Origin of the sequence: Aliivibrio kagoshimensis (genome assembly GCF_050337105.1) — a bacterium.
GTDB classification, from domain to species: Bacteria; Pseudomonadota; Gammaproteobacteria; order Enterobacterales; family Vibrionaceae; genus Aliivibrio_A; species Aliivibrio_A kagoshimensis.
In genome coordinates this window covers 1-14,839 of the sequence record NZ_JAKJSQ010000009.1, presented here as the reverse complement: position 1 = coordinate 14,839, position 14,839 = coordinate 1, and the positions used below count along the sequence as shown (strand labels likewise).

Genomic DNA, 14,839 nt, shown 5'->3' with positions numbered 1-14,839 from the left:
TTTTATGCTTAATCATTTCCACTCATTAGATTCCATTCTCTTTAAGCACCGCACTTTATGGCAGTTATCTCTTTACAGTCATTTAGACTATCCTTGGCGTGACACCTTACCCCAGCTGTGTGATTGGCTTGATGAGATGAGTGATGAGCAGTTAAATCAGTATAAAAATGATCCTCAGCGATTATCGAGCGCGATCACACCGTGGATCACTGAAGCCGACGCTTTGTACCGACTGACACAAGTGCCATCTGCCGCACTGCATCCTGTTGCTACGCCGCGGGGAATTGATTGCGGTATTCCAGGACGAAAATGGCAGCAGATTGAAGCGTTTGTAGCGGCAGTCGATAACCAATCTGAACACTGGTTAGAGTGGTGTGCTGGAAAAGGGTATTTAGGCCGATTACTCAGTGCGCAGCATCCCCGTCGCAAGGTGACCAGTGTCGAGTGGCAATCGACGCTTTGCGCTGATGGCCAAACTTATGCGGATTTACATCAACTGAATATGCAATTTGTTCAGGCCGATGCGTTAAAAAAAGAGACCCAACAGTACATTATACAAGATCAACACGCAGTCGCTCTGCATGCTTGCGGCGAGTTGCACACTCAGTTGTTGCAGTCCGTGGTGGTGACTGAGGCTAAGCAAGTCTCTATCTCACCTTGTTGTTACCATCTGATATCCCATGAACACTACTGTGGACTCTCTACGGCAGCACAAGAGACCCAGTTAACCTTAACCAAACGAGATTTGCGTCTGCCTCTGCAAGAGACAGTGACCGCAGGCAAGCGAACGCAACGTCACCGTATTACTGAAGTGACATATCGACTCGGCTTTGACGCTTTGCAGCGCACACTGTTTGAACCTTCAGAATACATGCCTGTACCCAGTATTAAGAAGTCGTTATTGGCTAATGGCTTTGAGGCTTTTTGCTACTGGGCGGCGAAGCAAAAAGGGTTAACCCTACCCAGTGATATTGATTTTAACTATTGGTTAGTTCAGGGAACAGGACGATTAAAGTTGGTCGATAGAATGGATCTGGTGCAGCTCGTTTTTAAACGTCCTTTAGAAATGTGGTTGGTGCTGGATAGAGCGCTCTATCTGCAAGAGTCTGGTTATGATGTCAAGGTAGCGACTTTTTGTCAGCGGCAATTTACCCCACGGAATATTATTATATCTGCAAAGAGGAGTGATTAAAGATGGAACTCAGTGTGTTGATCGCCATGGCATTGATTTTTTTAGGCTCTTTTATTCAGAGTTCTATCGGTTTTGGCTTAGCCATTGTTGCTGCGCCAATACTGTATCAAATCTCTCCTGATTATGTACCTGCACCGATAACGATTGTTGCTCTGTTTTTATCGATAATTAATGCTTATAAAAACAGATCCAACATCTCATTAGACGGGCTTTGGATGGCGATTGTAGGCCGAGTACCTGGGACACTAGCCGGGGGGGCTTTGTTGCTGTTTATTGATACGAAAACATTGTCATTATGGCTGGGAAGTACGGTGTTAATTGCGGTGGCAATCAGTCTATTACCTGTTAGAATCGCACCGACACCAAAAAAGATGATGGTGGCAGGTTTCTTCTCAGGATTCATGGGAACCAGTTCAGGAATTGGAGGACCTCCGATGGCGTTATTATTGCAGCATCAGGAAGGCAATTTAGTTAGAGCCAATCTCTCGGCTTTTTTTGTGGTGAGCTCAGTGTTATCCCTATTAGTTCAGGCGCCCATAGGGTATATGACGATGTACCACTTTATGTTGTCATTACCACTGTTGCCTGCTTCCCTGTTAGGGTATGTAGTGGCAATGTTCTACGTGGATAGGCTGTCTAAAGAGAAAATTCGAATCGCTTCATTGCTTATCTGCAGTCTCTCAGGGTTGACGGCAATTTTAACGGTATTGATATAGATATAGTCGAAAAAAAAGAGCTTCACGAGCTCTTTTTTGCAATTTAGAATTTCAGCTTAACTTGCATACCGACAAACTGATTGTCATAAGGAGCCCCGGCATCTAAAGCATAACTGGCGGCTTCTTGATTGTTAAACCATGGGGAGTAACTCATATTAACCTCTGTCTCTTCTCCCCACATCCCAGTAATCCAATAGTGAATATGGCCAACAGGGTTAAGAAAGAATAAGCTGACATCGCCCATCGTTTCGGAACCCATCACTTCGCCACCATCTGCCACAATATCTTGTTCAGTTCGGAACATCACTTCACCGACAACGGCACCAAAGAAAGGGGTGACAAATAGATCTTGTATTGAAGGAACTTCAGCAAACGCTTCTACTCCATACTCCCAAAAGAAAGTCGACATGGTGGCAGAGTATAAAAATGACTCAAACTCATTAAAACCAGAGTGTCTTGCCGCGGTATAATAAACGCCACCAAAATAGGGATGCATCACATAGTTTAAGAAATGCTCATCTTTATCCCATACAGGGCCTGCGGAAACATTATCTTTCCACTTCTGGCCTAATTTGCTTAGATCCCGATCATCTTCATCCCACTTGGTGATACTTTCAGGCAATAAAGTCATTAATCCCACAGTGGCAACACTTAAGCCTAAAATAGTATATGACTGCTCAAGTAGATAATCCCAATCTTTGCCATCGGAAATCTCAAGGTAACGAGGAATATTATTGGTATCAATATTCGGTGTTGGAGGAGGTGGCTTAGAACCGTCAAAATAGGTGTTGGAATTTTCCGAATATTTTGTGCAATAACTGCTGTAAATATCCCCTGTGCAATCGACTTGATAGGAGAATTCAATGTGACTGCTACCGGATGCGGATGCGGACGTTGAGAGAGTACACCCCAGTAGTAGTGCCGTAAGTCTTTTCTTACTCACAAGTTTTGCCCCTAATCGAAATATTTTAAGCTGAATAGCTGATCTGGTTCACAATTRTCCACTAATTGATGGACGATGTAAAAATATATATTTTTATAAATAGTTCTAATCGCTTTGGTGCAGGCACCATTTATTAACGCCTTGAAGAGCGTAGGTAACATTTTGCAAAATAACAAAAAAGCCGTGTCTGAGTTATGATAAATTATACTAATACCAAAGGTTCATACCAATAGGGGAGTTGTATGCTGAAGATTGCAATGATTAGCACAGGTGAAGAGGTTCTCTACGGAGATATTGTGGATACCAATGCAGCTTGGTTATCGAGAGTTTTTTATCAGCATGGCTTCGCGATTACGCATCGTTCAACTATTGGTGACAATATAGAAGCAATCCAGCAGGAGATCGCCCATTTAAGCCACGGCTATGATATTGTTATTGTCAACGGTGGTTTAGGGCCGACGACGGATGATTTAAGTACCACCGCTGCAGCGAAAGCGGCGGGGGTTGGGTTGATTCTTTCTCCTCTTTGGCTCGAGAGAATGCAGTTACGATATCGTGAACTGGGTCGAGAGATGCCTGAGTCAAACCTAAAGCAAGCGATGTTACCTGAAGGGGCAAATCTAGTCGATAACCCTATTGGAACGGCTTGTGGTTACTATATGACACTCAATCGAGCCACTCTGTTTTTTACTCCTGGAGTGCCGAAAGAGTTTAAGATGATGGTAGAAGATCAGATTATTCCTAGACTTCAGCAGTGGAATGAGAACATTGCGGCTAGAGAGTGCAGTCGATTATTTACTTTTGGTCTGTCAGAATCAGGTATTAATGACCAACTGGCTGAAATTCAACTTCCTTCTGACTATGAGATTGGGTATCGCTCCTCACTGCCTTTCATTGAGGTGAAGTTATTTGGCCCCAAGGGAGATGATGTCAGGATCAGAATACTTGAATCAATGTACAGCAAACTGAGTGAGAATGTCGTCAGTGTTAATGAACCCATGTTGGATAACACGGCCGAGCTTCTGTCCGATTTAGCGTTGAAAATTACTATCGCTGAACAAGCAACGGGGGGGTGGTTAACTAATTGGGTACATGAAAATGAAAAATTCAGAGCAGCATTAAAGCAGGGCTGGGTATTGTCGACACAAGTAGAGCAAAATTTGGCTGACCAAGACCCATTAGCAGCAGCCCTTGCCTTAGCGGCGGCGACAAGAGAACGTACACAGACGGACATCGGTCTATCTTCTGGATTGATAATTGATGGTGAGGTCGCAGTGGCGCTATCAACGGAGTATGGAGAGTGGGGGCAGCTGGTATCATTACGACGTGATTACGACTACAACGATATGCGCAGTGTCGTTTCTGCATTGATGCTAGATATGTTGAGGCGTTGTTTAGAAAGAAAGCCGTTGTTTGGCCAGTATGAGTCGATTAAGCGTCTGTCGGAGATATATGTCCCTCCGACGAAATTTAAGCTAATATTTTAACCACTTCATATTTTACATTATCGATTACGAGGTCGGTGTTTGCTTTGCATGAGCAGGGCAAAATCTCCCCTTGATTTAAGAAGGCGAGAGGAGCCTGAAGGTACTCGACCTCTCCTGAAATCAAGGTACAACGACAGGCTCCGCAGTGACCATCTCGACAATGATACTCTGCTTGAATACCATTCGCCTCCATGGTCTCTAACAGAGTCTTATGTTCACTGCGAGTATGCAGAGTCGTAATACGGTTAATGTGAAGCTGCATTAGAGTTCAAAGTCCTCGAGATCGTCCATACTGACTTCATTATCAATCTGACCAACTAAATATGAACTGATTTCAGCTTCTTGAGGGGCAACTTGAACATTATCAGAAGATAACCAAGTATTGATCCATGGAATTGGATTCTGAGTTGCCTCTGGGTAAGCGGTAGAAAGTCCAACAGCTTGCATACGTAGGTTAGTAATATACTCAACGTACTGACATAAGATCTCTTTATTTAATCCGATCATTGACCCATCTTTAAATAGGTAATCTGCCCACTCTTTTTCTTGTTCTGCTGCAGCTTTAAACAGATCAAAACAATCTTGTTCACACTCTTTAGCGATTTCAACAAACTCGGGGTCGTCTTGGCCTGTACGAAGCAGGTTGAGCATGTGTTGAGTGCTGGTTAAATGTAGCGCTTCATCACGAGCGATAAGTTTAATGATCTTAGCATTACCTTCCATCAATTTGCGTTCGGCAAAAGCAAAAGAGCAAGCAAAACTAACATAGAAACGAATCGCTTCGAGTGCATTCACTGACATTAAACAGAGGTATAGTTTCTTTTTCAACTCACGAAGTTTTACCGTGACGGTTTGCCCATTAACGGTATGCTCACCTTCACCTAAGCGGTGGTAATCGCTAGTCGCATGGATAAGGTCATCATAATAATGTGCGATATCACCCGCACGTTTTAATATCTCTTCATTTTCAACGATGTCATCAAAAACCGTGGCTGGATCGTTCATGATATTGCGAATAATATGCGTGTATGAGCGAGAGTGGACGGTTTCAGAGAATGACCAAGTTTCAATCCAAGTCTCAATTTCTGGTAGCGATACCAGAGGTAATAGAGCAACATTGGGGCTGCGTCCTTGAATCGAATCAAGCAGGGTTTGGTACTTTAAATTACTGATGAAGATGTGCTGCTCGTGGGCAGGAAGGTTATGGTAATCGATCCGATCCGATGACACATCAACTTCTTCAGGGCGCCAGAAAAACGAAAGCTGCTTCTCGATTAACTTTTCAAATATTTCGAATTTCTGTTGGTCGTAACGTGCCACATTGACAGACTGGCCGAGAAACATCGGTTCTTTAAGTTGGTCATTTTTTGTTTGGCAAAAAGTGCTATAAGCCATGGTAACCTCAATAACATAAGGGAGCCTAATGGTGCTCCCTTTTACAATTAATTAAATCTTACAAGATTCGCAATCGTCTGCTGCGGCAGTAATGTCGCCTTGCGCGTCACTGGCACCATCACGAGTGTTATGGTAATAAAGCGTTTTGAGCCCCATTTTATAGGCAGAAAGCAGATCTTTTAACAGCAACTTCATTGGTACTTTGCCGTTTGGCTGGACACTTGGGTCATAATTGGTGTTCGCTGAAATCGCTTGGTCGACAAATTTCTGCATTAAACCAACTAACTGTATATAACCGTCATTTGAACCGATGTTCCACAGCAACTCATACTCATTTTTCAAGTTGAGGAAATCAGGAACCACCTGTTTCAAAATGCCATCTTTTGATGCTTTTACCGACACAAAACCGCGTGGAGGCTCAATGCCATTTGTGGCGTTTGAGATTTGTGATGACGTTTCTGATGGCATTAATGCGGACAGTGTTGAGTTACGCAGGCCGTAGGTCTGAATATCACTACGCAATGTCTCCCAATCAAGATGCAGTGGCTCATCACAGATCTTATCAAGCTCCGCTTTATAGGTATCGATAGGCAAGATGCCTTTTGAGTAGGTAGTCTCTTTAAATAGAGGACAAGCACCTTGCTCTTTGGCCAGGTTGACTGACGCTTTTAGTAGATAGAACTGAATCGCTTCAAACGTCTTATGCGTTAGACCGTTCGCGCTGCCGTCTGAGTATTTCACCCCATTTTTCGCTAGGTAGTAAGCGTAGTTAATGACACCAACCCCTAACGTTCGGCGATTCATGGTCGCTTTACGAGCCGCAGGCAGAGGGTAGTCTTGATAATCAAGCAGAGCATCCAGTGCACGGACCGTCAACTCAGCCAACTCTTCGAGTTCATCTAATGAATCAATGGCACCTAAGTTGAATGCAGATAGAGTACACAATGCAATTTCACCGTTATCATCTTCAACATTACTCAATGGTTTCGTTGGAAGTGCAATTTCCAAACATAAATTCGATTGACGAATTGGTGCAACAGCAGGGTCGAATGGACTGTGCGTATTACAATGGTCAACATTTTGAATGTAGATACGGCCAGTTGATGCTCGCTCTTGCATTAAGAGAGAGAATAGGTCAATCGCTTTAATGGTTTTACGTTTGATTGAACTGTCTTGTTCGTAGGCTAGGTATAAACGCTCGAATTCATCTTGATCAGCAAAGAAAGCGTCGTATAAGCCAGGGACATCCGATGGTGAAAATAAGCTGATTTCTCCACCTTTAATTAGGCGAGTGTACATAAGCTTATTGATTTGAACACCGTAATCCATATGACGAACACGGTTCTCTTCTACACCACGGTTGTTCTTGAGTACTAATAGAGATTCAACTTCACCGTGCCAAATTGGGTAGAACAGAGTAGCTGCACCACCACGTACGCCACCTTGAGAGCAACACTTAACCGCGGTTTGGAAGTATTTGTAAAATGGAATACACCCAGTATGGAACGCCTCGCCGCCACGAATTTCGGAACCCAGAGCACGAATACGGCCTGCATTGATGCCGATACCTGCGCGTTGAGATACGTAACGGACAATTGAGCTGGCAGTGGCATTAATAGAGTCTAAGCTGTCGTCACACTCGATAAGAACACATGAGCTGAACTGACGCGTTGGAGTGCGCACACCAGCCATAATAGGCGTAGGTAGTGATATTTTGAAGAGTGAAGCCGCGTCATAGAAGCGCTTAATATAGTCTAAGCGACTCTCTTTTGGGTATTTAGCAAATAGACAGGCAGCAATCAATATATAGAGGAACTGAGCACTTTCAAAGATTTCACCCGAGACTCGGTTTTGAACAAAGTACTTTCCTTCCAGCTGTTTTACCGCAGCGTAAGAGAAGTTCATATCACGATTGTGATCAATAAATGAGTCTAATAAAGCAAACTCTTCCGATGAATAATCTTCAAGTAGATGACGATCATATTTACCCATCTCAACCAATTTTGTCACATGGTTAAGGAGCGTTGGCGCTTCAAATTGACCGTAAGCTTTTTTACGCAGATGAAATATAGATAAACGTGCAGCGAGATATTGATAATCAGGCGTCTCTTCAGAGATAAGATCAGCGGCAGATTTGATGATAGTTTCATGGATATCAGAGGTATTCATACCGTCGTAAAATTGAATGTGGGACTTCAATTCAACTTGAGAGACAGAGACATTATTCAGTCCTTCTGCTGCCCAATCGATAACACGGTGGATCTTCTCAAGATCAATGTTCTCTTTTTTTCCATTGCGCTTAGTAACGGTAAGCTGTTGGTTCATTTTTGTGTTTCCCTAACGTAACTGCGTACGGCCATATTGTTGTAAGTTTATGTATTATTGGCTACGAAAATGTGAACTACTTCACCATAATTGTAGTAGAAGAAAAATCTCTAAAACACTACATGTAGGGGTAGCTCATCAAGTTGGTTACAAGATAGAGGTAAAGTTGATATTTATCAAGTAACAGAATTATGTAAAAGTTGTGGATAAAAATTTTTTTCAAAGGGAAGTAAGTAGACGCTACTCGGTACAATTCAGAGATTACTTGATGTCGTGGGATGTGACACTTTTTATCGTACAGTATTAGGAAGGAGTAAAAAAATATTTTGCTTGATCTTTACATTTGAAGCGGGATCAAAAGTTGAATCTTATCGATAAGATTATTGCCAATTATTTGACCTGAAACCGAATAAAAAGGGGATCAAATAATTGACAGTGGAATGCGAATATGGCTGTTGATATTAAGCTATTTATTCGTATGAACAATATAATTTACATCAACACTGTGACCTAATTTATAGGTGTCAGTTAACGGATTATAATGAAGGCCGGTGATCGCTTGTTCTGATAGAGGTGTGGCATCGATCATTTTAAGCATTTCTGAAGGACGGATAAACTTCTGATGATCGTGAGTACCTTCAGGCACTAACTTAAGTAGCTTCTCTGCACCGACAATGGCAAACAGGTAGGATTTTACATTTCGATTGAGCGTAGAAAAGAAGACGTGTCCGCCGGGTTTAACCATATTGGCACAAGCAGCAATGACCGAAGCGGGATCAGGAACGTGCTCTAGCATCTCCATGCAAGTAATGACATCGTACTGTTCAGGATTCTGTTGAGCATGCTCCTCAGCAGTCGATTGTATATAGTCTAAAATCGTGCCTGTCTCTAAAGCGTGTAGTCTAGCGACTGTTAATGGCTCTTTTCCCATATCCAACCCGGTGACAACAGCACCATGTTTAGCCATGCTTTCTGCAAGGATGCCACCACCACAACCCACATCAAGTACTTTTTTACCGAATAGGCCGTTGGCGCGCTCTAATACAAAATTTAGCCGGAGTGGATTAATTTGATGCAAAGGTTTAAATTCACCTTCAAAGTCCCACCAGCGCGATGCCATGTCTTCAAATTTCTTAATTTCAGCGGGATCGACATTCAACGGCTTATTCATAAATTATTTCCTATGTAATTATCACGGTATTATAACTAAAGTGGTGCAAAAATCAGCTAACAATATGAGCAAAAAATAATTTATGCTGATGAAAAAGAGTGGCTAATTTTCAAACAATTAACTGCGTAATATCGCTTTTTAACCAATTTGAGTGTGATTTGAGCCATATTTCAATGAATAATTGAGATTAGAAAGCCAAAAGTACATGAAAGAGCTGCGGAGTGATAGAGAGGTGTGGTATATTCCCCCTCCTTGCACGTATTATTTTATACGACAGAATGATTGAGGGATATTGGCTCTATGAGCGATCTTGCTAGAGATATCACGCCCGTTAATATAGAAGACGAGCTTAAAGGTTCTTACCTAGACTACGCGATGTCAGTCATCGTGGGTCGTGCCCTTCCAGACGTACGTGATGGCCTAAAACCAGTACACCGTCGCGTGTTATTCGCGATGAACGTATTAGGCAATGATTGGAACAAACCATATAAAAAATCGGCACGTGTTGTTGGCGATGTTATCGGTAAATATCACCCCCATGGTGATAGTGCGGTTTACGATACTATTGTACGTATGGCACAGCCTTTCTCACTTCGCTATATGCTTGTTGATGGCCAAGGAAACTTCGGTTCCGTTGATGGCGATTCAGCAGCGGCAATGCGTTATACCGAAATTCGCATGGCAAAAGTAGCGCATGAGCTACTGGCCGATCTTGATAAAGAGACGGTGGATTACGTACCTAACTATGATGGTACTGAACTGATCCCTGAAGTCATGCCAACCAAAATACCTAATCTGCTAGTGAATGGTGCATCTGGTATTGCTGTGGGTATGGCGACAAATATTCCACCCCATAATTTAGGTGAAGTCGTCAATGGCTGTTTAGCTTTTATTGATAATGAAGAGATCACTATCGAAGAGCTAATGGAATTCATTCCAGGCCCTGACTTCCCAACAGCTGCATTAATCAGTGGCCGTAAAGGCATTATTGACGCCTATAACACTGGGCGCGGTAAAGTCTACATGCGCTCAAAAGCTGAGATTGAAATGGACAAGAAAGGTCGTGAGACCATTATTGTTCATGAGATCCCGTATCAGGTGAACAAAGCTCGTCTGATCGAAAAAATTGCGGATCTCATTAAAGACAAAAAAATCGAAGGCATCAGTGCACTTCGAGATGAGTCTGATAAAGATGGAATGCGTATTGTTATTGAATGTAAGCGTGATGCAGTTGGTGAAGTGGTTCTAAATAACCTCTATTCACAAACTCAACTGCAAACGACATTCGGCATCAATATGGTGGCGTTAGATCATGGCCAGCCAAAACTGTTCAACCTAAAAGAGATGTTGAAATGTTTTGTCAATCACCGCCGTGAAGTTGTGACTCGTCGTACCATTTTTGAATTGCGTAAAGCGCGTGACCGTGCACATATCCTTGAGGCATTGGCGTTAGCATTAGCAAATATCGATGACATCATCGAGCTGATTCGAAATGCTGCAACTCCTGCAGATGCTAAAGCAGGTTTGATTGCTAGAGGTTGGAATTTAGGAAATGTTGCTGCCATGCTTGAACGTGCTGGTGATGATGCAGCACGTCCAGACTGGTTACAGCCTGAATATGGTATTCGTGAAGGTCAATACTTCTTAACTGAACAGCAAGCTCAAGCGATTCTTGAGCTTCGTCTACACCGTTTAACCGGTTTAGAGCATGAGAAGATTGTTGATGAGTATAAAGAACTGCTAGAAGAAATTGCAGAATTACTGCGTATTTTAGGAAGTTCAGAGCGTTTAATGGAAGTTATTCGTGAAGAGTTAGAGTTAGTGAAAACCAACTTTAATGATGCTCGTCGTACTGAAATTACAGCGGCAACCCACGATATTGACTTGGAAGATCTGATCAACCAAGAAGATGTTGTTGTGACGCTTTCTCACGAAGGCTATGTTAAATACCAAGTACTAAGTGACTATGAAGCTCAGCGTCGTGGTGGTAAAGGTAAAGCAGCGACTCGAATGAAAGAAGAAGATTACATTGAGAAGTTGTTGGTAGCGAATACCCATGACTCAATTTTGTGCTTCTCGACTCGTGGCCGCATGTACTGGCTGAAAGTGTATCAACTTCCATTAGCCAGCCGAACTGCTCGAGGCAAGCCAATTGTCAACCTGTTACCTTTAGAAGAGGGTGAGCGTATTACTGCAATCCTGCCAGTTAAAGAGTACACAGAGGATAAATTCGTATTCATGGCAACCGCTGATGGTACGGTTAAGAAAACACCACTGACGGACTTCAGCCGTCCTCGTAGCGCAGGTATTATTGCCGTGAACTTACGCGACGGTGACTCCCTAATTGGTGTTAATATTACCACTGGTAATGATGACATTATGTTGTTCTCTAAAGCAGGTAAAGTTGTACGCTTTGTCGAAGAACAAGTTCGTGGTATGGGTCGAACCGCTGCAGGTGTACGTGGAATCAAGTTGAAAGATGACGATAAAGTGGTCTCTCTAATTGTTCCTCAAACCGACGGTGATATCTTAACTGTGACTGAAAACGGTTACGGTAAACGTACTATTCAATCTGAATACCCAGCGAAGAGTCGAGCGACTCAAGGTGTGGTATCCATTAAAGTTTCTGAGCGAAACGGAAGCGTAGTGGGTGCGGTTCAGGTTGATGAAGGCGACGAATTTATGATGATCACCAATGGCGGTACGCTAGTAAGAACGCGTGTCTCTGAGGTCAGTCAAGTCGGTCGAAATACTCAAGGTGTGACACTGATTCGTACAACAGAAGGTGAACTGGTTGTTGGTCTTCAACGTATTGAAGAGCTGGAAGAGGAATTACTACCTGACAATATCGACGGAGAAGGTGATGCTAGCCTCAACGCTGATATTGAAGAGATGAATGACTCTGAAATTGACCCAGAAACGCCAACGGAAGAGTAGTTGAGCAGTTATTCGTAACTGTAAAATCTTCTTATAAAACGCAGCCTTACTAGGCTGCGTTTTTTATTGCCGCAGCATCGCACATTTAGTGTAATAAAAAAGAATAAAGCTGTGATCTCGATTCAAGGAAAAAAAGGGAGCTAAAAAAAGCCAAAATTCAGATGATAAAATCTTTTGTGTCAGTTAACTGTTAATTCTAGGCGTGATGCTTAAAAATGATATAAGCAACACTCGTCAGGGGTGCTTAATGAAAGGTGAAAAACCAATGCAAAACTTGGACTTAATTGTTAACCAATGGAAAGAAGACTTTCGAAATAAAGTACGCCAAACAGAAGAGAGAGGTATTCGCTCAGTTCTAACGGCAGAAGAGTTCACTGAACTTGAGAATGCATGGGTAGCTTTAAAGGTCTGGAAAAACCGAAATCAGCATTAAACCCTCTCCTTTTTGAACTGCCACACCTGATATCACCCATTTCATACCCATACCGTACTGCTTTATTGAGTATGGTTTTCATTTTTCTTTGCTTGTTGCTGCTTGCCTAGGTATCCTAGAGCCAAATTATTATTATTAAAAACAGTTTTATTAACAAGGTTGAACTGCAGTTGTGTTGTACTGTTTTTATTAAGGAAAAGAAGTAATCATGGTGAAAGTTAGAGCTCGAATTGAGCTTAAAGTTGGCCAGAATAGCAATATCCCTGCCGAAATGTTGTCATTCAAAGGCTTATCTACAGAGAAAGAACACGTTGCACTCGTTTTTAAACAAGCCGATCAACAGGAAACCATTCCGATTGTACGAATGCACTCTGAGTGTTTAACCGGTGACGTTTTTCACTCCTCCCGCTGTGATTGTGGTGAGCAGCTGGAAGAGACGATAGAGAAGATGGCTATTGAAGGTGGCGTCTTACTGTATCTCCGTCAAGAAGGTCGCGGTATTGGTCTCTACAACAAGTTAGATGCTTACAAGCTACAAAGTGAGGGTATGAATACCTATGAAGCCAATAATCATCTTGGCTTTGGTGACGATCTTCGTGACTTTAAAGAAGCGGCTGAAATGCTGAATGCGCTTAAGATTGATAAAGTTCGCCTGATTACTAATAATCCTAAGAAGATCACCGATATTCAAAACTATGGTATTGATGTTATTGAAGTCATCAATACTCATGTGCATGTGAAATCTGGTAACGAGAGTTATCTTGAAAGTAAAAAATCACATGGGAAACATCAACTGAACCTCCGTAAGCCAACGAATTAATTATTGAATAACCAGCCGAGCCTATTATGAGTTTACAGTGCAAAATCACTCCGGTAACGTCCTATCAACAGAACTGCTCTATTGTCTGGTGTGACGAGACAATGGATGGCGTTATTATCGACCCAGGTGGCGATGTGGCGCTTCTTTTAGAAACTATTGGTTCATTGGGTATTAATCTACGCCAGATCGTTCTTACCCATGGTCATCTTGATCATGTGGGCGGTACGATTCCTTTAAAAGAGGCGTTAAATGTTGACGTGTTCGGGCCTCATCAAGATGATCAGTTTTGGTTAGATTCGATGGAAGAGCAGAGCCGTCAGTTTGGCTTTGCTAAAACCGAGGCTTTTTTACCGACCCGCTGGCTTAAAGAGGGGGACATCATTACTTTCGGAAATCAAAAGCTTGATGTGTTTCATACTCCTGGGCATACCCCTGGTCACGTTATTTTGTTTAACCAACAGAGTAAACTGGCTTTTGTCGGTGATGTCCTATTTAAAGGTGGGGTAGGTCGCTCAGATTTTCCTTTAGGGGATCATCAACAGTTAATTACCTCGATCAAAACCAAGTTGTGGCCACTGGGTAATGATGTTCAATTTATTCCAGGACATGGTCCGGACTCAACATTTGGACATGAAAGATTGACCAATCCATTTGTTGCCGACGAGATGCCAATTTACTGATATTGATCTTAAAGTTAGAAAAAATGTAGGTATTGACTCAGTTTTGAGCTTAAGAGCTGAGTGAGACTACAAAAAGGTTCAAAAATTTGTTATAAAACGCTCTTACTTTTCCACCGCTGGATGGTGGAGTCTAGAGTAGTGCTATGGAGTTAGAAAATTAATGAGACTTACTCACAAACGTAAAGTTCAATCTAAATTAAACAAACGCTTTAAAGCGACATCAGTTACGGCGAAGGTCGCAAAACCTGTTGTAAAAAAAGCAGTGGCACCTAAGGCAAAAGAGACGGTTAAACCCGTTGCTAAAAAAACCGTAGAAGCGTCAAGTGTTTCTCTTACGCCTAAACAACAATCAGTGCTTGATATTGTTAGTCAGCATTCTGATGGTATCAATCCAAAAGGGATTGGCCTAGCTGCTGGACAAGAAGATGCGAAAGCGGCATCTTGGGCAACAGGTGGCTTGAAAAAGTTAGTTGAAGAAGGTCTCGTTGAAAAAATTCAACTTGAAGGCAATAAAGTCGCTTATAAAGCACTTTAATCGTCCAGAGTACTTTACTCGCGTAGAGAACTAGGCCGGTATAATGCTCAGACAAAAAAGGCGATAATTATTATCGCCTTTTTTATTACCTATGTCTCGTCCTGAAATGTGTTTACACATTGAGGACTTTAAAATGAACAATCCAACACCCAACCGAGCTCGACGCTCACAAAGAGATTACTCATTAGGCTTTAAATTGGCAGTA

At 42.4% G+C, this 14,839-nt stretch carries 13 protein-coding genes; 8 read left to right on the top strand and 5 right to left on the bottom strand.

Going from position 1 to position 14,839, the window contains the following annotated elements:
- The first annotated feature begins 4 nt into the window (after window positions 1-4).
- On the top strand, window positions 5-1,192 hold the full coding sequence (locus L4C32_RS04995; protein ID WP_428195757.1) for a methyltransferase: 1,188 nt from the start codon (window positions 5-7) through the stop codon (window positions 1,190-1,192).
- A gap of 26 nt (window positions 1,193-1,218) precedes the next feature.
- Entirely contained in the window at window positions 1,219-1,908 is a 690-nt protein-coding gene (locus tag L4C32_RS04990) for a sulfite exporter TauE/SafE family protein (protein ID WP_428195818.1), read from the top strand.
- Between the two features lie 43 nt (window positions 1,909-1,951).
- Here the strand turns inward: L4C32_RS04990 and L4C32_RS04985 are convergent, their stop codons facing one another.
- Window positions 1,952-2,851, bottom strand: coding sequence for a DUF3943 domain-containing protein (locus L4C32_RS04985; RefSeq protein ID WP_428195756.1), 900 nt, complete (start codon window positions 2,849-2,851; stop codon window positions 1,952-1,954).
- A 242-nt stretch (window positions 2,852-3,093) separates the two neighbouring features.
- Here L4C32_RS04985 and L4C32_RS04980 point away from each other — a divergent pair, with 242 nt between their 5' ends.
- Window positions 3,094-4,338 carry a molybdopterin-binding protein gene (locus L4C32_RS04980; protein WP_428195755.1) on the top strand — a complete coding sequence of 415 codons (1,245 nt, stop codon included), beginning with the start codon at window positions 3,094-3,096 and terminating at the stop codon, window positions 4,336-4,338.
- Here L4C32_RS04980 and yfaE read toward each other — a convergent pair.
- The 4 genes from yfaE to ubiG all read right to left on the bottom strand — a co-directional run bounded on the left by yfaE (window position 4,322) and on the right by ubiG (window position 9,229).
- Window positions 4,322-4,600, bottom strand: coding sequence for a class I ribonucleotide reductase maintenance protein YfaE (yfaE, locus tag L4C32_RS04975; protein ID WP_428195754.1), 279 nt, complete (start codon window positions 4,598-4,600; stop codon window positions 4,322-4,324). The genes L4C32_RS04980 and yfaE overlap by 17 nt on opposite strands.
- The gene (gene nrdB, locus L4C32_RS04970; RefSeq protein WP_428195753.1) at window positions 4,600-5,733 is read right to left on the bottom strand and encodes a class Ia ribonucleoside-diphosphate reductase subunit beta; all 1,134 of its coding nucleotides are present in this window, start codon (window positions 5,731-5,733) and stop codon (window positions 4,600-4,602) included. The genes yfaE and nrdB overlap by 1 nt, the downstream gene beginning before the upstream one ends.
- Window positions 5,734-5,784: 51 nt before the next feature.
- Window positions 5,785-8,058, bottom strand: coding sequence for a class 1a ribonucleoside-diphosphate reductase subunit alpha (nrdA, locus tag L4C32_RS04965; protein WP_428195752.1), 2,274 nt, complete (start codon window positions 8,056-8,058; stop codon window positions 5,785-5,787).
- Window positions 8,059-8,524: 466 nt separating this feature from the next.
- The gene (gene ubiG / locus L4C32_RS04960; RefSeq protein ID WP_428195751.1) at window positions 8,525-9,229 is read right to left on the bottom strand and encodes a bifunctional 2-polyprenyl-6-hydroxyphenol methylase/3-demethylubiquinol 3-O-methyltransferase UbiG; all 705 of its coding nucleotides are present in this window, start codon (window positions 9,227-9,229) and stop codon (window positions 8,525-8,527) included.
- A 300-nt stretch (window positions 9,230-9,529) separates the two neighbouring features.
- Here ubiG and gyrA point away from each other — a divergent pair, with 300 nt between their 5' ends.
- The 5 genes from gyrA to L4C32_RS04935 all read left to right on the top strand — a co-directional run bounded on the left by gyrA (window position 9,530) and on the right by L4C32_RS04935 (window position 14,634).
- Window positions 9,530-12,166 carry a DNA topoisomerase (ATP-hydrolyzing) subunit A gene (gene gyrA / locus L4C32_RS04955; RefSeq protein ID WP_428195750.1) on the top strand — a complete coding sequence of 879 codons (2,637 nt, stop codon included), beginning with the start codon at window positions 9,530-9,532 and terminating at the stop codon, window positions 12,164-12,166.
- Between the two features lie 247 nt (window positions 12,167-12,413).
- On the top strand, window positions 12,414-12,599 hold the full coding sequence (locus tag L4C32_RS04950) for a hypothetical protein (RefSeq protein WP_428195749.1): 186 nt from the start codon (window positions 12,414-12,416) through the stop codon (window positions 12,597-12,599).
- A 208-nt stretch (window positions 12,600-12,807) separates the two neighbouring features.
- Complete coding sequence (locus tag L4C32_RS04945; RefSeq protein ID WP_428195748.1) at window positions 12,808-13,419, top strand: GTP cyclohydrolase II; 612 nt, start codon at window positions 12,808-12,810, stop codon at window positions 13,417-13,419.
- A 26-nt stretch (window positions 13,420-13,445) separates the two neighbouring features.
- Entirely contained in the window at window positions 13,446-14,099 is a 654-nt protein-coding gene (locus L4C32_RS04940) for an MBL fold metallo-hydrolase (RefSeq protein ID WP_428195747.1), read from the top strand.
- Between the two features lie 160 nt (window positions 14,100-14,259).
- Entirely contained in the window at window positions 14,260-14,634 is a 375-nt protein-coding gene (locus tag L4C32_RS04935; RefSeq protein ID WP_428195746.1) for a MarR family transcriptional regulator, read from the top strand.
- The last annotated feature ends 205 nt before the right edge of the window (window positions 14,635-14,839 follow it).